General features: G+C 65.8%; 17 protein-coding genes, 1 tRNA gene and 1 pseudogene. 7 read left to right on the forward strand and 12 right to left on the reverse strand.

Going from position 1 to position 21,072, the window contains the following annotated elements:
* Positions 1 to 88: 88 nt before the first annotated feature.
* Both QYL93_RS23850 and QYL93_RS23855 read right to left on the reverse strand, forming a co-directional pair.
* Positions 89 to 652, reverse strand: coding sequence for a fasciclin domain-containing protein (locus tag QYL93_RS23850; protein ID WP_305745985.1), 564 nt, complete (start codon positions 650 to 652; stop codon positions 89 to 91).
* Positions 653 to 853: 201 nt separating this feature from the next.
* A complete protein-coding gene (locus tag QYL93_RS23855; protein WP_305745986.1) occupies positions 854 to 3,232 on the reverse strand; it encodes an arginine/lysine/ornithine decarboxylase in 2,379 nt (792 codons plus the stop codon).
* Positions 3,233 to 3,410: 178 nt separating this feature from the next.
* Here QYL93_RS23855 and QYL93_RS23860 point away from each other — a divergent pair, with 178 nt between their 5' ends.
* The 3 genes from QYL93_RS23860 (at position 3,411) to QYL93_RS23870 (ending at position 5,061) form a co-directional block, all read left to right on the forward strand.
* Positions 3,411 to 3,836 carry an NfeD family protein gene (locus QYL93_RS23860; protein WP_305745987.1) on the forward strand — a complete coding sequence of 142 codons (426 nt, stop codon included), beginning with the start codon at positions 3,411 to 3,413 and terminating at the stop codon, positions 3,834 to 3,836.
* Positions 3,837 to 3,934: 98 nt separating this feature from the next.
* Complete coding sequence (locus QYL93_RS23865; RefSeq protein WP_305745988.1) at positions 3,935 to 4,864, forward strand: SPFH domain-containing protein; 930 nt, start codon at positions 3,935 to 3,937, stop codon at positions 4,862 to 4,864.
* Between the two features lie 107 nt (positions 4,865 to 4,971).
* Positions 4,972 to 5,061: transfer RNA gene (locus QYL93_RS23870), tRNA-Ser, on the forward strand.
* A 60-nt stretch (positions 5,062 to 5,121) separates the two neighbouring features.
* Here QYL93_RS23870 and QYL93_RS23875 read toward each other — a convergent pair.
* Both QYL93_RS23875 and QYL93_RS23880 read right to left on the reverse strand, forming a co-directional pair.
* Positions 5,122 to 5,649 (reverse strand): hypothetical protein, encoded by a 528-nt coding sequence (locus tag QYL93_RS23875; protein WP_305745989.1) that lies wholly within the window; start codon positions 5,647 to 5,649, stop codon positions 5,122 to 5,124.
* 12 nt (positions 5,650 to 5,661) lie between these two features.
* Complete coding sequence (locus tag QYL93_RS23880) at positions 5,662 to 5,835, reverse strand: hypothetical protein (RefSeq protein ID WP_305745990.1); 174 nt, start codon at positions 5,833 to 5,835, stop codon at positions 5,662 to 5,664.
* Between the two features lie 397 nt (positions 5,836 to 6,232).
* Here QYL93_RS23880 and QYL93_RS23885 point away from each other — a divergent pair, with 397 nt between their 5' ends.
* Both QYL93_RS23885 and QYL93_RS23890 read left to right on the forward strand, forming a co-directional pair.
* On the forward strand, positions 6,233 to 6,589 hold the full coding sequence (locus QYL93_RS23885; protein ID WP_305745991.1) for a hypothetical protein: 357 nt from the start codon (positions 6,233 to 6,235) through the stop codon (positions 6,587 to 6,589).
* A 195-nt stretch (positions 6,590 to 6,784) separates the two neighbouring features.
* Complete coding sequence (locus QYL93_RS23890) at positions 6,785 to 7,867, forward strand: hypothetical protein (protein WP_305745992.1); 1,083 nt, start codon at positions 6,785 to 6,787, stop codon at positions 7,865 to 7,867.
* A gap of 16 nt (positions 7,868 to 7,883) precedes the next feature.
* Here QYL93_RS23890 and QYL93_RS23895 read toward each other — a convergent pair whose 3' ends face one another.
* The gene (locus QYL93_RS23895) at positions 7,884 to 8,903 is read right to left on the reverse strand and encodes a sensor domain-containing diguanylate cyclase (protein WP_305745993.1); all 1,020 of its coding nucleotides are present in this window, start codon (positions 8,901 to 8,903) and stop codon (positions 7,884 to 7,886) included.
* Between the two features lie 344 nt (positions 8,904 to 9,247).
* Between QYL93_RS23895 and QYL93_RS23900 the strand changes: the two genes are divergently transcribed.
* On the forward strand, positions 9,248 to 9,835 hold the full coding sequence (locus QYL93_RS23900; protein WP_305745994.1) for a flavin reductase family protein: 588 nt from the start codon (positions 9,248 to 9,250) through the stop codon (positions 9,833 to 9,835).
* A gap of 243 nt (positions 9,836 to 10,078) precedes the next feature.
* On the opposite strand, the gene QYL93_RS23905 is transcribed toward QYL93_RS23900, so the two are convergent.
* The 6 genes and pseudogenes from QYL93_RS23905 to QYL93_RS23930 all read right to left on the reverse strand — a co-directional run bounded on the left by QYL93_RS23905 (position 10,079) and on the right by QYL93_RS23930 (position 18,801).
* Positions 10,079 to 11,152: a mechanosensitive ion channel family protein gene (locus QYL93_RS23905; RefSeq protein WP_370877030.1), complete on the reverse strand. Its 1,074-nt coding sequence runs from the start codon at positions 11,150 to 11,152 to the stop codon at positions 10,079 to 10,081.
* A gap of 304 nt (positions 11,153 to 11,456) precedes the next feature.
* Positions 11,457 to 13,580 (reverse strand): hybrid sensor histidine kinase/response regulator, encoded by a 2,124-nt coding sequence (locus QYL93_RS23910; protein WP_305745995.1) that lies wholly within the window; start codon positions 13,578 to 13,580, stop codon positions 11,457 to 11,459.
* Positions 13,581 to 13,770: 190 nt separating this feature from the next.
* A pseudogene (locus tag QYL93_RS23915) lies at positions 13,771 to 16,434 on the reverse strand (excinuclease ABC subunit A).
* 137 nt (positions 16,435 to 16,571) lie between these two features.
* Entirely contained in the window at positions 16,572 to 17,057 is a 486-nt protein-coding gene (locus QYL93_RS23920; protein WP_305745996.1) for a CZB domain-containing protein, read from the reverse strand.
* A gap of 170 nt (positions 17,058 to 17,227) precedes the next feature.
* Positions 17,228 to 18,025: a DUF72 domain-containing protein gene (locus QYL93_RS23925; protein ID WP_305745997.1), complete on the reverse strand. Its 798-nt coding sequence runs from the start codon at positions 18,023 to 18,025 to the stop codon at positions 17,228 to 17,230.
* The gene (locus QYL93_RS23930; RefSeq protein ID WP_305745998.1) at positions 18,019 to 18,801 is read right to left on the reverse strand and encodes a triacylglycerol lipase; all 783 of its coding nucleotides are present in this window, start codon (positions 18,799 to 18,801) and stop codon (positions 18,019 to 18,021) included. The genes QYL93_RS23925 and QYL93_RS23930 overlap by 7 nt, the downstream gene beginning before the upstream one ends.
* A 211-nt stretch (positions 18,802 to 19,012) precedes the next feature.
* On the opposite strand from QYL93_RS23930, the gene QYL93_RS23935 reads away from it, so the two are divergent.
* Positions 19,013 to 19,492: a guanylate cyclase gene (locus QYL93_RS23935; protein ID WP_305745999.1), complete on the forward strand. Its 480-nt coding sequence runs from the start codon at positions 19,013 to 19,015 to the stop codon at positions 19,490 to 19,492.
* A gap of 37 nt (positions 19,493 to 19,529) precedes the next feature.
* On the opposite strand, the gene QYL93_RS23940 is transcribed toward QYL93_RS23935, so the two are convergent.
* A complete protein-coding gene (locus QYL93_RS23940; RefSeq protein WP_305746000.1) occupies positions 19,530 to 20,918 on the reverse strand; it encodes an iron-containing redox enzyme family protein in 1,389 nt (462 codons plus the stop codon).
* Between the last annotated feature and the right edge of the window lie 154 nt (positions 20,919 to 21,072).

A 21,072-nucleotide genomic window follows, 5' to 3' on the forward strand; every position in this document is an offset into this window, starting at 1 on the left:
GCACAGGCACAAAGCTCGCGCAGCACACCATCCGGCACGAAAAAATGGCCGCGATCAGCGGCCACTCTTCAGAACCCAAAACCCATCATCACTTAGGCAGCAGAACCTTGTCCACCACATGAATCACCCCATTGGACTGGTACACATCCGCAATCGTCACATTCGCCATACCACCCTTTTCATCGGTCAGCGAAATGGTCTTGCCACTGGCCTTGGCCGTGAGCGTGCCCCCCGCCACCGTCTTGATGCTGGCCATGCCCTTGCCATCGGCAATCATCTTCGACAAGGCCGCCGCATCCCACTTTCCGGCCACCACGTGGTAGGTCAGCACGGTGGTCAAAGTGGCCTTGTTCTCGGGCTTGAGCAGCGTGTCTACCGTGCCGGCAGGCAGGGCTGCAAACGCGGCGTTGGTGGGTGCGAACACGGTGAACGGGCCTGGGCCCTTCAGGGTATCGACCAGGCCGGCGGCCTTGACTGCAGCCACCAGCGTGGTGTGGTCCTTGGAGTTCACGGCGTTGTCGATGATGTCCTTGCTGGCCAGCATGGGGGCGCCGCCCACCATCACATCGGCAGCCAGGGAGGGGATGGCTGCGGCAGCCAGGGCTGCGGCGATACCGATGGACGCGAGGCGGGCATTGAAACGGATGGTCATGAAAATCTCCTGAAGTCGATTGATGAACTGACTGACTGTCTTTGACCGCATGAGAAATGCCACGCGGCTATCAATCAATACGGCGCCCGCAACACATCGGATTCAACCGCAGAAAAAATGGCCAAAAAAAATCGCCCCCAGCGCTGGCCGGGGGCGATTGATCTGTAGGGTCCGGGCTGTGCCGAACCCTGCCATGCGCGGCTAGATGGTGCGGCCGAAGGGCCCGTCCGATCCCACTTGCACCAGGTTCTTGTCCGTCGCCAGCGGCTTGGGGTTCTTCTTGGCGGGCTTGGCTGGCACTTCCTCGGCCACGCAGTCGGCGTAGTAGCGCACGTGGCCGCTCTCGTCCTCGACCTCCACCAGGCCGTGGATGTCGGTCTCGAAGCCCGGGCACAGCTTGGCGAATTCGCGGGCGAACTTGAGGTAGTCCACGATCTTCTTGTTGAACACTTCGCCGGGGATCAACAGCGGAATGCCCGGTGGGTATGGCGTGACCAGGCCCACGGTGATGCGGCCTTCGAGCTGGTCGATCTCCACGCGCTCGGTTTTGCGGTGCGCGATGTGCGCGTAGGCATCCGAAGGCTTCATGGCGGGCGTGAGGTCCGACAAATACATCTCGGTGGTCAGGCGCGCGATGTCGTACTTGGCGTACATCTCGTGCACATGCTGGCACAGGTCCTGCAGGCCCATGCGCTCGTAGCGTTTGTGCTGCTGGCAGAACTCGGGAAGGATGCGCCACATGGGCTGGTTCTTCTCGTAGTCGTCCTTGAACTGCTGCAGCGCGGTGAGCAGCGTGTTCCAGCGGCCCTTGGTGATGCCGATGGTGAACATCACGAAGAAGCTGTACAGGCCGGTCTTCTCGACCACCACGCCGTGCTCGGCCAGGTACTTGGTGACGATGGACGCGGGGATGCCAGTCTTGTCGAACTTGCCGTCCAGGTTCAGGCCCGGCGTGACGATGGTCGACTTGATCGGGTCCAGCATGTTGAAGCCGTCGGCCAGCTGGCCAAAGCCGTGCCACTTGGCGCCGGCCTTCTTGCTCTTGCTGTCGCTGCGGATGATCCAGTCCTCGGCACGGCCCATGCCCTCTTCCACGAGCTTGTCGGGGCCCCAGACCTTGAACCACCAGTCCTTCTTGCCGAAGTCGTTTTCGATCTGGCGCATGGCGCGGCGGAAGTCAAGAGCCTCCAGGATGCTTTCCTCCACCAGCGCGGTGCCGCCGGGCGGCTCCATCATGGCGGCGGCCACATCGCAGCTGGCGATGATGCTGTACTGCGGGCTGGTGCTGGTGTGCATCAGGTAGGCCTCGTTGAAGAGGTGGCGGTCCAGCTTGGTGGTCTGCGAGTCCTGCACCAGCACGTGGCTGGCCTGGCTGATGCCGGCCAGCAGCTTGTGGATGGACTGCGTTGCGTAGGTCACCGAGTGCTTGGGGCGCATGCGCTTCTTGCCCATGGCGTGGTAGGTGCCATAGAACGGGTGGAAGGCCGCGTGCGGCAGCCAGGCCTCGTCGAAGTGCAGGTTGTCCACATAGCCATCAAGCATGCCCTTGATGGTCTCGGTGTTGTAGAGCACGCCGTCGTAGGTGGACTGCGTGAGCGTGAGCACGCGCGGCTTGACCTTGGCAGCGTCCACGCCCTTGAGCAAGGGGTTGGCCTTGATCTTGGCCTGGATGGCCGCCGGCTCGAACTCGCTTTGCGGAATGGGCCCGATGATGCCGAAGTGGTTGCGCGTGGGCTTCATGAACACCGGGATGGCCCCGGTCATGATGATGCTGTGCAGGATGGACTTGTGGCAGTTGCGGTCCACCACCACCACGTCGCCCGGGGCCACCGTGTGGTGCCACACCATCTTGTTGGAGGTGCTGGTGCCGTTGGTCACGAAGAAGCAGTGGTCGGCATTGAAGATGCGCGCGGCATTGCGCTCGCTCTCGCCGATGGCGCCGTTGTGGTCCAGCAGCTGGCCGAGCTCTTCCACCGCATTGCACACGTCGGCGCGCAGCATGTTCTCGCCATAGAACTGGTGGTACATCTGGCCCACCGGGCTTTTCAGGAAGGCCACGCCGCCCGAATGGCCGGGGCAGTGCCAGCTGTACGAGCCGTCTTCGGCGTAGTCGAGCAGCGCCTTGAAGAACGGCGGCTGCACGCCCTCCAGGTAGCTCTTGGCCTCGCGGATGATGTGGCGCGCCACGAATTCGGGGGTGTCCTCGAACATGTGGATGAAGCCGTGCAGCTCGCGCAGGATGTCGTTGGGCAGGTGGCGGCTGGTCTTGGTCTCGCCGTGCACGTAGATCGGCACTTCGGTGTTCTTGCGGCGAACTTCACCGATGAAGCTGCGCAGGCTCAGCACGATGGGGTCGAGCCCCTCGCCCACCGTGAACTCCTCATCGTCGATGGAGAGGATGAACGCACTGGCGCGGCTTTGCTGCTGCGCGAACTGCGACAGGTCGCCATAGCTGGTGACCCCCACCACCTCGAAGCCCTCGGCCTCGATGGCTTGCGCCAAGGCGCGAATGCCCAGACCCGAGGTGTTCTCGGAACGATAGTCCTCATCGATGATGATGATGGGAAAACGAAACTTCATGCGCAGCCTCCGTGAAACCGTGCCCTGCCGGCCAAAAAACGAAATAGGCGCGAAGTGTAAGGAATAACGAAGTCAGGCCTTTGACCTGGGGTTCTTTTGACCCAGAATGTGGTGGATTAAGAACAGACACACAGGCTGTTCAGAATCCGAAGAACTCACAACACAGGAGGAGGTACACATGGACGAATCCACCATCTGGTGGCTGTTGGCAGGGGGTGTGGTGGTGGCAGAGCTCATCACCGGGACCTTCTATCTGCTGATGCTGGTCATAGGGCTGGTCGCGGGCGCCATCGCCGCCCACATGGGCCTGGGCATGCCGCTGCAGATCGTGGCTGCCGCCGTGGTCGGCATCGGTGCCGTTCTGGCCTTGCACCAAAGCAAGCGCCGGCGCCCGGGCGATCCATCCGCAAGGGCCGACCGCAGCGTGAACCTGGACGTGGGCGAAACCTTGATGATCGAGAGCTGGAACCTCGATGGCACCAGTTTCGTGAAATACCGCGGCGCTACCTGGACCGCCATCCACCGCCCCGGCGTTACCCCTTCTACCGGCATGCACCGCGTTTCGGAACTGGTGGGGAACCGCCTGCTCGTGGACCCCCTCTGAGCACCGCCGCGCGTGGCCCCGTCTCACATGCCCAGCCGTGGCGCCACCTGCCCTTGTGGACCCAACCTTAGATTTGCTGAACCAACAAAGGCTTCTTCATGAACAACAATACCGTCATCGCCATAGTCATCTTCGTGATCTTCGTGGTCTTCGTGATCCGCTCGGTCAAGGTCGTGCCCCAGCAGAACGCCTGGGTCAAGGAACGCCTGGGCAAGTACGCAGGCACGCTCACACCCGGCCTGAACTTTCTGATCCCCTTCGTGGAAAAGGTGGCCTACAAGCACAGCCTCAAGGAAATCCCGCTCGACGTGCCCAGCCAGGTCTGTATCACGCGCGACAACACGCAGCTGCAGGTGGACGGCATACTGTACTTCCAGGTGACCGACCCGATGCGTGCCAGCTACGGCTCGTCCAACTACATCATGGCCGTGACGCAACTGGCCCAGACCTCGCTGCGCTCGGTGATCGGCAAGCTCGAATTGGACAAGACCTTCGAAGAGCGCGACATCATCAACGCCCAGGTGGTCCAGGCCATCGACGAGGCGGCCCTGAACTGGGGCGTGAAGGTGCTGCGCTATGAGATCAAGGACCTGACGCCTCCGGCCGAAATCCTGCGCTCCATGCAGGCCCAGATCACTGCCGAGCGCGAAAAGCGCGCGCTGATCGCCGCCTCCGAAGGCCGGCGCCAGGAGCAGATCAACATCGCCACCGGCGAGCGCGAGGCCTTCATCGCCCGTTCCGAGGGCGAGAAACAGGCCCAGATCAACAACGCCCAGGGGGAGGCCGCAGCCATCATGGCCGTGGCCGAAGCCACGGCCCAGGCCATCGAGCGCGTGGCTGCGGCCATCCGCCAGCCCGGCGGCGAGCAGGCCGTGCAGCTCAAGGTCGCCGAAAAGGCCGTCGAGGCCTACGGCAAGGTGGCCGCCGACGCCACCACCACCCTCATCGTGCCCAGCAACATGACCGAGGTCTCAGCCCTGATCGGCTCGGCGATGAAGATGGTGCAGACTACGCAAAGAACCCTGTGACACCACGCTCCGCATGACGGAGCGGGCAGGCAGCGGAGCGTTTTTTTGCTCCGCTCTGCCGCAACTTCGAAAAGCAGCCAAAACCTGTGGCTATAATCGAGGGCTTCGGAGAGGTGGATGAGCGGTTTAAGTCGCACGCCTGGAAAGCGTGTGTGGGCTAATCCCCACCGCGGGTTCGAATCCCGCCCTCTCCGCCAAAGATACAACCCCAAGTGGCTCACGCTGCTTGGGGTTTTTTCTTGGCTGTGCGGCCCAGGTCAAATCTGCTGCGCCTCGCAACCCTGCAAAAGGACTGCGGCCGAAATCCACTGCCCTTCCTGCGGCGTCCAGTCGCTCGGCGTCAGCGTATTAGCTCCGAACACCACGGGTAGCGCTACAGGCGCCGGGCAACCCAGCGACCAACTCAAAGAGGTTCTGTAGACGGGGGCGCCCATCACCTCTGCGGTACCTACCGGACCGATGGGGCCAATGTAGAGATAGGACTCCGGGGCCTGCTGCGCCGAAGGCGAAGGGGAGATCAATACCCCACCCCGTTCATCCAGCTGCTCCAGAAAATGCTGCTTGTCCCGATCACTGCCCATGGCATCGAGGATCTGTTGAAAAGGTCGCACATGCAGCATGAATCCGCCCAGGCCGACAGCCATACGGCCCCCCTCCCTGTAACCATCTCGGTTCGCACCGAACAACACATCCATGAAGGTGAACAACTCGCCCTGCCCCACCGCCTGGATGAACCCGTCGACAGGGTCTGGAGAAGGCAGGATCGAATCGATCTCGCACTCCACGAGCGCACCGTCTCAAATGAAAGGGTAGATGGATTGCAAGGTGAGGTGATCGCCATCCGAACGCAGCCACAGCGCAACAGAAAAAAGGTCCAGGTCCAAGGTCATCAGCGCCGCCTCGACCGAGCCATCCATCGAGCGGTGGTGGCTGCGCACACCCGTGACGTCGAACTCCTTGAGGCGCTCCATGGCATGAAAAGCCAAGGCCCTGTCATCACTCAAACTCCTCCAGAGATCTCCCAACATGCCAACACATCCCTTCTAGTTGTACTGGTACGCTGAAGACGTGCCATCAGCCGCACAAATGCCACCCAGACGCACCGAACGCATCCGCCTGCGGCGGGGGATCGGCGTGAACTGCCTGCGACGGTACGATACCCTACCTTGCAACGGAATTCGCACCGCGCGCCCACGCATCCGGGGACACCACGCTTGAAGCCATCGACCACCAAGCACCAGGCCTTGTCCCTCCCCAGGGCGACAAAGGAGCCGCACCGCGGTCCCAGATTGCTCCAGACCAGGCGCAAGGTCTTGACCACTGCGCACAGCGCGAGACGATGCCCATTGCCAGGGAGCATTCCATCCCATGAGCCTGCGCCGCGCCATCGCCCTGATCGTGCTGCTGCTCGACGCCTGGTTTTTCGGGCTTAGCACGCTGAGCATCCTGCTGCTTGCCTTGGCACCGCTGGACCTCGTACAGGAGAGTCGGATGCGCCATGGATGCGGGCGCGCTTCTGTTCCAGGGTGGCGGCGGTGGCGCGGTGCGCTGTACCGCATCGCCTCGCCCGCCATGTACCGCACGCTGGGCCTGTGCCTGCCGGTGCACCTGCCCACCACCAACGCCAAGCGCCCGATCTGCCGGCTGATCGGCGAGGTGATCTGCGAGCTGAGCACAAATGGGCAATGGCAAGGGACGCGCCTGCCCCCAGGCCCGAAAGCCTGAACTTCGCCCCCGGATCGAGAAGTAGTTAACACACCAGCGCGGCCGAAGGCTTGTTGCCCGGGCCCTTCAGACCTAACCTTGGCGCACCTGGAATAGATCCAAAGCCAAGCCGGCACTCCAGGAGTCAAGTGCGTGAGCTGCGGCAGGCACCCAAGCATCCCCAGCCCTTCCTGCCCTTCCAACTGGAGTAGTCCGATGAAGCATTTCTGCCTCTTGGCCATCACCGCGGCGATCGCGGCCCACAGCCCGCTCGCAAGCGCGCAGGCAATCCTCAACCTGAACGATGGCGCGTTGCGCATCCCCAGCCTGACGGTGGGAGCCGATGTCTATACCAACGTGGTGCTGCGCTACGGCGCAGACGGGCGGTTCGGCCTGGAAGCAGCCACGCCCCCTGCCGGCAACCCGGGTGGTGGTGGTGGCGGCGCAGCACAGACCCTCCAACTGGCCTATGCGCCCCAGCCGAACACCCAGTACTGGTACAACGCTCAGGGCCGGGTCGTCGCCACCTGCTCCAACCTGCCCCAGGCGGCCATCACCCTCAAGATCCCGGCCGGTGCCACGGCCCAGGCCAAGGTGCCGCTGGTGATCAGCCTGGCGGGCTGGGCTCCCAATGGCAATCCGCCGGCGCCCGTGCCGCAGGACCCGGCCGGGCTGGACCAGTTCAGTGCTGCCCGCATGGCGGCCGCCACCTTCGAGTACCGCGGGTGCGACAACTGGAGCAGCCCGCTGATTGCCCGCACCAACGTGAACGAGACCTTCGACATCGCCAGTTCTGACTTCGGGCTGGGCCTGGCGGCGATCAAGGCCGCCGTCGCCGAGCGCAACCTGCCCATCGACACCAGTCGCATCGTCGTGGCCGGCACCTCGTTCTCGAGCAACCTGATCTTCTCGGTGGCCACCAAGCACCGGCTGCAAGGCGCCATCGCGCTCGCCGGGGGCTGCGACTACAACTGCAACGCCACCGGCACCACCTACGAGCAGCCCAATGATTTCCGGGTCAACGGTGCCGCCATCCGGGTCGCAGCGGTCTCGGGCAGCGCCGACCAGCTGTTCCCGCCTGTCGGTCTGGGCAGCTCAGGCTATGGTGCCTCCGGCGCCAGGGCCCGCATCCTGACGGCCATCCCCGACGGGGCCAGGAAGCCCGCTGCGTTCTACACCTACGTCGCACAGGGCGCAGGCCATGAGGTCAATGAGGCGATGTGGGCCAAGGCGCGCACGTTTGCGCAGTGCATGACCAGTGTGCGCCCGGCGGGTGACTGCGCGGCGGACAACCGCTGAGTCGGGGCGCCAGGCCTCAGTGCTGCAGCGCGCTGCGGCGCTCGTGCTTGGCCTGGTGCATGGCCTCGTCCGCGTGGCGGATGGCCGCATCGGCCGTGTTCTGCCCGGGGTCGGAGCAGACCACGCCCACACTGGCCCCCGGATACTCCAGCGTTCGCTGGCCAGCCAGCGGAATGCGGCACACCGTCGCCTGCTGCAGGCGCTGGCGCAGGCTGTGGATGGCCTCGCCGGCGTCCTGCTCGCGCTGCGGGCCCGGGCCGACGAACACGAACTCATCCCCGCCGAACCGGCTCAGAAAGTCGCTTTCGCGCATGGCAGCGCGCAATTGGCTGGCAATGGCGCACAGCAAGGCGTCGCCCGCCTCGTGGCCGTGTGTATCGTTGACCTGCTTGAAGCCGTCGAGGTCGAGAAAAGCCACCATCACCATGCTGCCTGAGCGCCGTGAGCGCGCCTGCAGCCGTTCCAGCTCTTCGAACAAGGCGCGGCGGTTGGGCACGCCGGTGAGGGGGTCCAGCAAGGCCATGGTGGACAGCAATTCGTTCTTGCGCTGCAGCTCCTCCAGCAGTTGCTCGCGCTCGACCTGCTGGGCAATGAGGCCGGCGAACAGCTGCAGGATTTTCTCGGTCTCGGGAGTGAGCTCGGTGCGCTCGGCACTGGCTGCGCACAGCGTGCCATAGACCGCGCCGTCGGACAGCCGCACCGGCATGCTCACATAGGTCTGGATGCCCAGGGCGGCCGCAGCCTCCGAGTCGCCCCAGCAGCCCTGCACGTCGGCCGTGAACATGCGGCCCTCCTTCAGGGCCCGGTAGCACAGGGTGTCGCCCCAGGGCACCGTCAGGCCCTCGGGTATCTCCATCTTGCGGGTGTTGCGCGAGTACAGAACGTGCTGCAGCGCGCGCTGGAAATCGATGGTGGTCAGGTAGGTGGATTCCAGCTGCGTGACCTTCTCCAGCATCTCCAGCAACGGCCGGGTCAGCTCTTCAAGTGTCTTGGCCTGGACGACGGAGTCGGAGAGTCGGGCGAGAAGCGGGTCCATGGCAGCAGCAACTATGGGGTACACGGTTGGCATGTCAGTCCACCTGCGGACGCAGAACATGCTGGCAATGTACGCCAATTGTGGCAGTTAATTTATTGCCACACGAAGAAATGTGGGTTAGAGCCGCGTTTTGCTATTGGACTGCAGCTGCAGCCTCTACGCAGGCCTGCATCTGCCCGATGGGCATGCGGGTCTCGCGCAAGCGCAGCGGGAATCCGATCCATTCCATGTCCGAGGCCACATAGCGGCGCTGGAGTGCACTCTAAGTCAAGGGGTTTGAAGCGCACCTATCATCGCCCTACTTGCCGCTGCACCAGCGGGCAACAAACCCCCCAAGGAATCCCATGAAAAGCCATATGGCCCCCGTTGATCTGGCCAAGGCCTACCGCCTTCTGAACCACGGCCCCACGGTGCTGGTGTCGGCACGCCACGCCGAGGTGGACAACGTGATGTCCGCCGCCTGGGCCTGCGCGCTCGACTTTGCGCCACCCAAACTCACGGTGGTGATCGACAAGGCCACGCGCACACGCGGGCTGGTCGAGGCCAGCGGCAGCTTCGTCATCCAGGTGCCCACCGCCGCGCAGATGCAGCTCACGCACGACGTGGGCAACACCACCCTGCACCAGGACAAGGACAAGCTGCGCCACCACGGCGTGGAGTTGTTCGGCATCGAGGGGCACGACCTGCCCTTCGTCGCGGGTTGCTCGGCCTGGCTGGCCTGCCGGCTCATCCCCGAGCCGCACAACCAGCAGGCCTACGACCTCTTCATCGGCGAGGTGGTGGGCGCCTGGGCCGACAGGCGCGTGTTTGCCAACGGCCACTGGCACTTCGAGACCGCTGGGCCCGAGTGGCGCAGCCTGCACTATGTGGCCGGCGGGCAGTTCTATGCGATCGGTGAGTCGCTGGTGGCAAAGACGGCCAGCAAGGCCTGAGAGGCTGAGAGTCTTTCGTCCACGCCCGCCTTGCACGCCAAAACACACCGGCTCGTCGAAAGCAAATGCTCGCCATAGCCCGAGCTATGGCTGTGCTTTGCGCCTAGCTTGGCAGCGATTTCGGCAGATTTCCTTCTTCAACGAACTTCCAACTCAGGACACTAGATCCGAGGCGTTTTGACGCGCCCCTCGGACACGGCCAAAAAACTCCCAGCCTCTGAAATCGGCGCTCCATGGCACACATCACTTCTGCTGCAACAGCGCACCGGCCACAGCGCCGCCAGGCACCCGCACCTGCGGCAGGCAATCGGGGTACTCGCGCTGGATGAAGGTCACCAGTGCCTCGCGCACGCGGCAGCGCAGGTCGAACGCCAGGCCCGAGGAGCGGGCCGAGACCAGCACGCGGATCTGGATGGTGCGGTCCGTCGCCTCGGTCAGCTGCAGCACGCTCACGCGCCGGTCCCACTCGGGCGCGGTGTCGAGCACGCGCTTCAATTCCTCACGCAGGGGGTCGAGCGGCAGAGCATAGTCGGCGTGGAGGAACACCGTGCCCAGGATCTCGGAGCTGGTGCGCGTCCAGTTCTGGAACGGGTGCTCGATGAACCACTGCAGCGGGATGATCAGGCGCCTTTCGTCCCAGATCTTGAGCACCACGTAGGTGCCGGTGATCTCTTCCACGCGGCCCCATTCGCCTTCGATGATGAGCACGTCGTCGATGCGAAACGGCTGGGCCAGCGCAATCTGCAGGCCCGCGATCATGTTGCTGAACACCGGCCGCGCGGCGATACCCGCGACGATGCCCACCACGCCGGCCGATGCCAGCAGGCTCGCACCCACCTGGCGCGCACCGGGAAAGGTCATGAGCATCATTGCCAGGCCGGCCATCACCACCGCCGTCATGGCGGTGCGCGAGAGGACGCGCGCCTGGGTGGCGATGCGGCGCGCCGTGAGGTTGTCCTCCACATCGGCCGGGTGCTTGGCGATCACCCCGTCGGCCAGCCCGCCGATGGCCGCGATCAGCAGCCAGCAGGTGCCGGCGATGACGGCCAGCCCGTTGAAGTGCCGCACCGTGGCGATGTGGCGCAGGTCATCGCTGGCCACCTGCCACACCAGCTGCAGCGCGATCAGCGGCAGCAGCAATCGCACCACCGGCACGCAGGAATCGAACACCGCGCGCAGCACGGGCACATGGCCCGTGGCCCGCCGAAGCACCACGGTGGCGATGCGGTGCACGATGCCCGCCAGTACGATGGCAGCCACGGCCACCACGCCGGTGTGGGTCCAGGAGGTGGGGTCGAACCAGCCCATCACACTCATGCGGATGCGGCGGGGTGTATACCCCGCGTCAGCAAGGCATGGCGCCTGGGCTTTCGGGTATCGGGCATGGGCGGCTCCGCAAACAGTAGAGCCGCCATTGTCGAAAATTGCTGCACAGCAGCATGTCAGCCAATGCCGACAATGCTCCATCGAGCCGGATGTGGTTGGCCTTGATCAGCTGCACCGTGGCCTGTGCCTCGCGGCCTACTACCGCAGCAGCATGTTCTCGCTGCGCCCGGCAACAACGCACTGTCTGCGGCTCCCCGCCCAGTTCTCCGACTGGATGCAAATCGTATGACACCGCCTACTGGGTGATGCGCGCTATCGCCGCATGCAGCATCTGCGGCGTGCAGGGCTTGGGCAGGACCTCGAAGCCCAGGTGGTGGATGTGGTCGAGCTGCTCGGCGTAGCCGGTCATCAAAAGCAGCTTCTGCGCAGGCCATGTGCCACGGATGTGCGTGGCAAGGGCCACGCCGTCGATCTCGCCGGGCATCACCACGTCCGACAGCACCAGATCGGGCCGTTCGCCCTGCTCCAGCAGCGCACGGGCCTTGGCTGCGCGGTCCACCCGCGTCACGCGGCAGCCCAGCGATTCGAGGATGGGCACCAGGGAGGCGGCCACCTCGTCGTTGTCTTCCACCACCAGCAGGGTCTTGCCCAGCGGGGCCAGCGACGGAGCAGGGCCCGCATCCTCGCTTGCCGCCTGCGGCACCGTGCTCGGGAAGTACAGGCGAATGCGGGTGCCGACCCCCTCCTCGCTGGCAATATCGGCCCGCCCGCCCATGCGCTGGCACATGCCATACACCTGGCTGAGCCCCAGGCCTGTGCCCTCGCCCACGGGCTTGGTGGTGAAGAAGGGCTCGAACACCTTGCTGAGCAGCTCCGGCGGGATGCCGCTGCCCGTGTCGACCACCTCGATGAGGACCATGGCGGGGGTACCAGGGCCGGCCTCACTCTCGGTGGCATCGCGCGCGCTGATCAGCAGGCTGCCCCCCTGGGGCATGGCATCCCGCGCGTTGATGGAGAGGTTGAGCAGCGCCAGCTCCAGCTCCGCCAGGTCCAGCACCACCGGGGCGGTGGCGGGGTCCACCTGCACATCCAGCTGGACCTGGCTGCCCAACACGGGGGTGATCAGGTCCTTGATCGGAGGCAGCTTGTCCTGTAGCACCACATGCTCGGCCACCAGAGGCTGGCGGCGCGAGAAGGCCAGCAGCTGGCGCGTGAGGTTGGTGGCCGACTTGACGGCCCGGGCGATGGAGTCGAGCTGGCGCGTACCCGCGTCGGGTACCGTGCGCTTGAGCAGGTGCAGGTTGTTGCTGATGACCATCAGCGCGTTGTTGAAATCATGCGCCACGCCGCCCGTGAGCCGGCCCAGGGCTTCGAGCTTTTGCGCCTGCAGCAAGGCCTCTTCGGCACGGCGGCGGGTGACGATCTCCTTTTCCAGGCTTTCCATGGTCGAGAGCGCGGTGCGGGCATTGCGCAGTGCCATGCGGGCCGCAATGAACAGCGCGGCCACGGGCAGCGCGCCCAGGGCGAACAAGGCGCCCAGTTGGCGCAGCACCTGGTCGCGCAGCGCGGTCAGGTTCATGCCCGTGCCCACAAACAGGGGGTAGCTGCCCACCTTGCGGTAGGCGATGATCCGGTCCTGCCGGTCCACCGACGAAATGCCGCGCATCTGGGCAGCCACTTCGCCCCTGAGCAGGCGTTCCATCACCGGGCTGCTGGGTGCCAGCCGGTCGGGTGCATTGGCGACAAGGGGCCAGCGCGTGTAGATGGCGCCGTCCTCGCGGAACAGGTTCACCGCCAGGCCTGGCTCGTCAGCCACCAGGTCGCTGTAGAAGTCCTGGAAATACCCGGCGAGCAGGCTGACGTTGACGACACCCCCGAACTGGCCATTGTGATCCTCGTAGCCGATGCTGATGTCGACGATCTTCTCCTGCGTGGTCCGGGTGACCATCGGGGCAGAGACATAGCGCTGGCCCGGCGGCTGCAGGCGGTGGAACTGGAAGTAGTCGCGGTCAGACACCTCGAACACCGGTACCTGCGCAAACCGGCTGCTGGCGATGGGCTTGCCCTCAGCATCGATGATCCAGATGGACTGGATCTGCGGCTGGTCCTTGACCCGGGCGAGCAAGGCCGCATGCAGGTCGGTGGCATGGATGCGCAGCTCCTGCGGGCTCCTGCCGCTGACCATGGCCAGGACCCGGTCCTGCAACGCCTCGGACGCGGCCATGACCTTGGAGGCATGCTCATGCGCCACCCTGAGCGAGCGGCTCACGCGCAGCTCGGCCTCCTCGCGCGCATCCACGTAGCCCACGGCCCCGAACACCAGGTAGATGAACAGGGGCACGGCCACGCTCAGCAGGACCAGCAGCCGAAGCCACTTCACCGAGGCCCGGGCTCTGGACTGGTTGTCTTCACGCGCCACCGGTGGTTCCCATGTCGTTGTTGCCAGGATTGGCTGCCAGTTATTGTTCGGGGCCAGGCACGCGCAAGCCGGCGGCCACCTCAAAGTATCAACGAATTTGCGCAGAATTGCCTGCCTTGGCGCGCAGGTGCCGCCAACTTGCGGGGGCGTGGCAGGAGCGTGGCACGCACGCGACACTGCCCGCCCATGCTCAACCCACGCCGAGGGCCTGGGCCAGATAGGGCGCCGTGCGGCTGCCCTTTGCCGCCGCCACGGTGGCAGGGCTGCCCTGCGCCACGATGCGGCCGCCCTCCTCGCCCGCGCCGGGCCCGATGTCGATCACCCAGTCGCAGGCCGCCACCACGCGCATCTCGTGCTCGACCACCACCACCGTGTTGCCTGCGGCCACCAGGCCATCGAGCTGGGCGAGCAGGCGGTCGACGTCGGCCGGGTGCAGGCCGGTGGTGGGCTCGTCCAATACGTAGAGTGTGCCGCCGCGCTGAGTGGGCCGCTGCAGCTCGGTGGCCAGCTTGATGCGCTGGGCTTCACCGCCGCTCAGCTCGGTTGCGGGCTGGCCCAGGCGCAGTTAACCGAGGCCGATATCGCGCAGCACCGCCAGGGGGCGCAGCACCTGGGGTTCGCCGGCAAAGGCGTCGCAGGCGGCATCCACCGTGAGGCCCAGCACGTCGGCAATCGACAGGCCGTTCCACTCTATCTCCAGCGTGGCCGCGTTGTAGCGCGCGCCGTGGCAGGTGGGGCATGGCGCGTACACGCTGGGCATGAAGAGCAGCTCCACGCTCACGAAGCCCTCACCCTCGCAGGTGGCGCAGCGGCCCTTGGCCACGTTGAATGAAAAGCGCCCCGCGTCGTAGCGCCGCTTGCGCGCGGCCGGCGTGGCGGCAAAGAGCTTGCGCACCCCTTCGAACAAGCCCGTGTAGGTGGCCAGGTTGGAGCGCGGCGTGCGGCCGATGGGTTTCTGGTCCACCTGCACCAGGCGCCGGATGTGCTCGCTACCGGCCGCGATGCGCCCGGCCACCGGGGTGGCCAGCAGCGCGGCGTCGCCCGCCGGGGCCTCGCCATCGTCGGGCATCGCGCCGGCCGTGTCCTCCTCGTCGGCCAGCACCGGGCGGCCCAGGTGCGCCGACACCAGCTCCAGCAGGGCCTGGCTCACCAGGCTGGACTTGCCCGAGCCCGAGACACCGGTCACCGCTGTCATGCACGCCAGGGGAAAGGCGGCATCGAGTCCGTGGAGGTTGTTGCGCGTGATGCCTTCGAGCCGCAGCCAGCCCTGGGCCTGGCGCGGAGTGCGCTGCACCACGGCACGGGCTGCATCGCCGAACAGGTAATGCCGCGTCTGCGACCGTTTCACCTGGGCCAGGCCGGCCGGCGGGCCGCTGTAGAGCACCTCGCCGCCATGCTCGCCCGCAGCCGGCCCTACGTCCACCAGCCAGTCGGCGCGGCGCATGGTGGCCACGTCGTGCTCCACCACGAAGATCGAGTTGCCCGCGGCCTTCAGGCCCTGCAGCGCCGACAGCAGCGCCTCGCCATCGGCGGGGTGCAGGCCGGCCGAGGGCTCGTCGAGCACATAGACCACGCCGAACAGCTGCGACGAGAGCTGCGAGGCCAGGCGCAGGCGCTGCAGCTCGCCCGGCGAGAGCGTGGGCGTGCTGCGGTCAAGCGACAGGTAGCCCAGGCCCAGGTCGATCAGGGCCAGCACGCGCTTGCGCAGGTCGCTGGCCAGGCGCTGGGCGGCAATCACCTTTTCTTCGGACAGCCAGTGCGTGCGGTGCACATCGGGCGCGGCGGCGTGGGCCGCAGGGCGCTTGCTCCGGGTGCGGCCTGCGGGCGCATCGGGCGTGGGGTCGCCCTCCCCCAGCCGCCCTTCGGCCGCAGGCCGCAGCAATTCGGCCAGCGCGGTGAGCGGCAGTTGCGACAGGCTGCCGATGTCGCGCCCGGCAAAGGTGACCGACAGCGCCTCGCTCTTGAGCCGCTTGCCCTGGCACACCGGGCACAGCGTGCCCACCATGTACTGGGCCACGCGCTTTTTCATGAGCGCGCTCTGGCTGTGGGCAAAGGTGTGCAGCACATGGCGGCGCGCGCCGGTGAAGGTGCCCATGTAGCTCGGGGTGAGCTTGCGTTTCATCGCATCTTTCACCTCGTCGATGCTGAAACCCGCGTACACCGGCACGGTGGGCTGCTCATCGGTGAAGAGAATCCAGTCGCGCAGCTTCTTGGGCAGCTTGCGCCAGGGCACGTCCACGTCGTGGCCCAGGGTGGTGAGGATGTCGCGCAGGTTCTGCCCCTGCCAGGCCAGGGGCCAGGCGGCCACCGCGCGCTCGCGGATGGTCAGCGAATCGTCGGGCACCATCGATTGCTCCGTCACTTCGTACACCCGGCCCTGGCCATGGCAGTGCGGGCAGGCGCCCTGCGGGGTGTTGGGCGAAAAATCCTCGGCGTAGAGCATGGCCTGCCCATCGGGGTAGCGGCCGGCGCGCGAATACAGCATGCGCAGCGGGCTCGATATCGCCGTGACGCTGCCCACCGACGAGCGCGTGCTGGGCGTGCCGCGCTGCTGCTGCAAGGCCACGGCGGGTGGCAGGCCGTCGATGCTGTCCACCTGCGGCACGCCGGCCTGCACGATGAGGCGCCGCGCATAGGGCGCCACCGATTCCAGGTAGCGCCGCTGGGCCTCGGCGAACAATGTGCCGAAGGCCAGGGACGACTTGCCCGAGCCCGAAACGCCGGTGAACACCACCAGCGCGTCGCGCGGTATGTCCACGTCCACATCTTTCAGGTTGTGCTCGCGGGCGCCGCGCACGCGGACCATGCCGTGCGACGGGGATGTAGAAGCTGGATCAGGGTAGGCAGGAGGCATCGGGGCGAAGGCGCGAGGTCGGGAAATCGGGAAATCGGGGTATCGGGGCAACCATCCTAACGGGGACCGCCCTGCCCTCTTGCGGTGCTGCCCGTTCAGCATCTGCGCCCTGCCCCCTTCGTCCCGAAGTTCATGGCTCAGCGCACGGCGGCACCTTTGAGTTCCTTCAACAACAGCACCACCTGGTTGGAAGCATGGCGGCAACTGCTGCCCAGCACCCTGAGGGCCTGCTGCCGGTCACCTGCCTGGAACAAGGTGACCACCGCAGCTGCCTGCTGATGAAAGTATTGGTGCCTTGCCACCAGCATGGCAAAAACCGTGTGCTGCCCGTAACGCGCGTGCCCGGTTCCAAACAGCCAGCGGCCCAGGTCACACCGATGGTCCTGGCAGATCAGCTCCGGGCGCATGACCTCGGACGTGCGGCAGTGGACCATGTCCTCCAGCCGGGCGCGCCAGCGCTCGTGGATGGCGATGTATGCGTCGATGTCCATCTCCAGAGCGAAGTGGTCGGCAACCTCGTCGTCCAGGACGAGTTCGCTGGCGTTGTCATCCGGGTCCCATGCTGCTTCAGGGTTGGATCGGACTCGCTCACGGACCCTGAGCAACCGAGTGAAAAATCCCATCTTCATTCCTCTTTTTTCCGCCAAAGAGCGGCCATCCCCATACGTTGTCAATGCGTGCCTGCCGGATCAGCCCCAGATCGGCGGCGACGCATGGATGGTGAATGAAGCGGCTATCGAAATCCATAACCCAAATGATCTAGTTCCGCTGTCCCTCGCAAGGCAAACTGGATTCAGCCCCCCACCTCCCCGTGCAGATCAAGTGCGTTGTCCGTCGCGGCGCCGCGGGCCGTGTTGTCGAAGATGCACCAAACGCTGCCCGCCTCACGCGCTGCTGTCTGCAGCCGCTGCGCGAGGACTTTGATCAGTGCGGCGTCGTAGGCCGAGTAATACACGCGGGGCGAGCCGTGCAGACGGCAATAGACCAGCCCGGGCCAGCCACCGGGCGCCCGCCCGTGCTCGTGCAGCACCGGGTCGGCCAGCACACGCGCGGCCCTCCAGTGGGCCAGCAGAGCATCTCCCTCGGGCGTGAACCAGCTGGCATGGCGCGGCTCGACAGCGATGCCGCCCTCGGCATGCAGGCGCCGCAGGCTGCCAAAGAAACCGTCGGCCACCGCCATGTCGCACGACAGGCTGGGCGGCAGTTGGACCAGCAGGCAGCCCAGGCGGGCACCCAGGCCCTGCACCTGGTGCACAAAGGCCTGGAGCAAGGGCTCGGTGTCCTTCAGCCGCGCCGTGTGGGTGATGCTGCGCGGCAGCTTGGCGCAAAAGCGGAAGGCCGGTGGCGTGGCCGCCGCCCAGCCTTCGTACGTGGAGCGCTGGTGCGGCCGGTAGAACGACGAGTTGATCTCGACGGCTGGCAGGTGCTGCGCATAGCGCGCGAGGTGCGTGCCGGTGGGGTCTGCCTTGGCAAAGCGGTGCTGGCTGGCACGCGGCAATCCCCAGCCGGCAGTGCCGATCAGCAGGGGCGCAGCGCCATGGCGGCCAAGGCAAGCCTGGGCGCCTTCGATCATCCCTGCGGTCGTCAGCATGGGGCCACGGACGCGCGGGGCCTTTGCGTGTGGGCGCGGCCGGATGCGTAGGGGCGCCATGCATGCAAGGGTTGGGCCAGGCGGTCCGCCAGCACCTTCAGCACGGCCGGGTTCCAGGGCATCCCGCAATGGCTGCCCTCGATTTCGATGGATTCTGAGCGCCCGCCGCGCTTCATGTCCCTGCACGCCTGCCAGGCGACGACGCCATCGCTCCTGCTGTAGATCGACGTGGTGGGCACCGGCGGGGCCGTGTGCAGCCTGTCCAGCAACGCCGGGTCGTCGGGTGGCATGCTGCCGTTGAGCAGCCGGTACACCAGACCGACGTTGGTGTGTTTGGCGGCGCCCGCAACCGGCGTGCCGATGGTGATCACCTGACGCACGCGCGGGCGCAGCCGCTTGGCCACTTCGCGTGCGTAGATGCCGCCCAGGCTCCAGCCGACCAGGCTGATCGGAGCGGCATGGTCTGCGGTCCGCGCCTGCACGTCCTGCGCCAGGGTGTCGAGCCAGGCATCGACCTCGCCCTTGGGGCCGGTATTTAGCCCCTGCCCCCAATCGAAGCAGCGATAGCCCAGGCGCTCGCAGAAGGATTGCAGCGGACGCATGACGGTCGCGTTGGTGGCCAGGCCGGGGAACACCACGACGGCATGTTGATCGCCCTTGGGCATGGAGGCTTCCCTCATCACCGTATGGCCCGCAAACTCCAATGCGGCGCGCACGGGCTCCAGCGCAAGCAGGGCGCAGGAAGGACGGCGAATGAACGAGGAAGACGGTGACATGGCGGCTCCGATGGGTCTGGCCCCCATGGTGGGGCCATCTGCCACCGTGCGATGAACCATTTCGCCCCCACCTGGGGTCGGAGCAGTCTTACGCTTGCAGGAGGTGACCAACGCTCCCGGCTACGTCTCAAGCAAGGATGGCGATGGACTTTGTCCACCGAAGTCTCGCGCTTGCCGGTACACTGGGCGATTACCCCACCAGGCGCCCCCTATGGCTTCGCATGTCGAGAACGATCCGGTCCGCGAGTACGAGACCGTGCTGAACACCGAAGGTCCCGCAGGCCTGCAGTTTCTCAACGCCAGGGTTCCCCACCGGTACTCCGCAGTCTATCGGCTCGACAAGGGCGTGCTGCACAACCTGTACGTGTTCGACAAACAGGCCGAGGTGGTGCCCGAGTTTCTTGAGGCCGTGCCGCTGCAGGACAGTTTTTGCCAGTTCGTGCTGCGCGAAGGCCTGTTCAGAACCGTGGGAACGGCGCAGGATTCGCGCCTGGACGGCCACAAGTACCAGGGCGCCATCGGCTCCTACCATGGCCTGCCCATCACGGACAACTTTGGCGAGCTCTTTGGCACCATCTGCCACTTCGACACCGAACCCCTGTCCATGGCCGACCAGGAATTCGACCTGTTCAGGCAGGCCGCGAAGATACTGCCCAGGTACCTCCACAAGGCCCCCGTCCGGCTGGACTGATCAGGCGCAGGTCACCCCTGCACCTGCGACCTTCCACTCATGAACGGTTGAGGAACATCCTGGTGGCCAGCAGGCCCACTGGCGTCCAGTGCAGGGCCGGCGACATGGCCTGAACCAGCAAGTCGCGCTTTTCGGCCGTGCCGAGCGTGGGGTAGCGCTGCTCGAAAATTTCCAGGTCCGTGTCCAGCCCCGCCGCAGCGGGCTCGGACCGCCCACCCTTGGCGGCCTTGAGCCGCTCGGCCACGCGAAAGCTCATCTGCCGCTTGCCCGTACCGGGCGTGGCGCCTGTCTCGAAGGGTGCCCCGTCGCCACTGGCCGGGCCGCGGATCCAGTCGTGGATCACCTGCAGTTCGTAGGGCGAGAAAACGCCGAACATCTCTGCACGCTCACCTTGCAGCAGGTGCCAGAAGCGGCTGTCGGTCACCGGTTGGTTGCGCTTGATCCAGCCGGCTTGCTCCAGTGCGGCCAGAAACTGCGGCAGGTCGTCGGCACTGGAGAGCCAGTCGTTCACACTGCGACCCGCCACCTTGCAGAAGTCGGAGTGCGCGCCATGTCCCGACGGCGCCTTGCGCGCCAGGATGGCGACCACCTCGCTGTCGATGTCGAAACCGCTGATCACGTCCAGTGTGCTGACGCCCACGTTGCCCAGCTTGGCGCCGGCACGCACCCGGCGCCAGTAGTCCCCACCATCGTCGATGCGCGGCGCGGCCTCCAGCGCCGCCACACAGGCGCGCTTGGCATGCCCGGTGTCGGCATTGTCGACCGTGACGTGCAGAGTGAAGTAGTAGGGGTCGATGCCCAATTCGTTGAGCTCGAAGGAGGTGATGAGCAGGTGCAGGGGCAACTGCTCATATCCCAGGTTGAAGCCCACAATCTCGGGCAAAAACTCCTGTGCATTCCAGCCCAGCGCCACCTGCACCAGCCCTTGCTGGTACAGCGCGTCGGGCAGGTCGTCGACCGGGTCGAGCCCGTAGTTGGCCAGCAGAGCGCGGTAGAGCTTCACATGGTTCTTGTCGGCCAGGCCATCCCCCAGTTCTTCCACATAGGTGGTGACCAAGTCGGACAGGCGGGAGTTGTCGGCATGTGCGCACAGACCATACAGCCAGAAGCCATCGACCAGCTTGGTGGGCGCCACATTGCGCAGAAAGTACAGGGCATGCGCGCGGTTCGTGAAATAGCGGCGCGGCGCGCCGGCCTTGCGCTCGTCCAGATAGACCTGGTACTGGCGGTGCACCTTCTGGATATTGGCCTCCATCCAGGCCGTCAGGTCGGCGGGGTTCTCAGGGAGATCGTCCGCGTGCGCAGCCACGTCCTGCAGGGTGCGGCGCAGAAAATCGGCTGCTGCTTCACGCTCCGGCAGCGTCGGAATGTGGTTGGCCAGACGGTCATAGAGAGGCGCATGGAGCGCAGCCGGGGCGGATGCCATGGGGGCGAGAGGGGCGATGGTCGGTTCGGAACGGAGGCGTTCCTGCAGATGGAGGTACATGGCGTGTTATGGGTAGGTATGCCCACAAGGGTGGGCCATCCCCGCCTCCGCCACCATCGGGCCAGCGCTCCGATCCGCGTGGGCGGCCTCCTAC

This window comes from Acidovorax sp. A1169, assembly GCF_030704685.1.
In the GTDB taxonomy this organism is placed as follows: Bacteria; Pseudomonadota; Gammaproteobacteria; order Burkholderiales; family Burkholderiaceae_C; genus Acidovorax.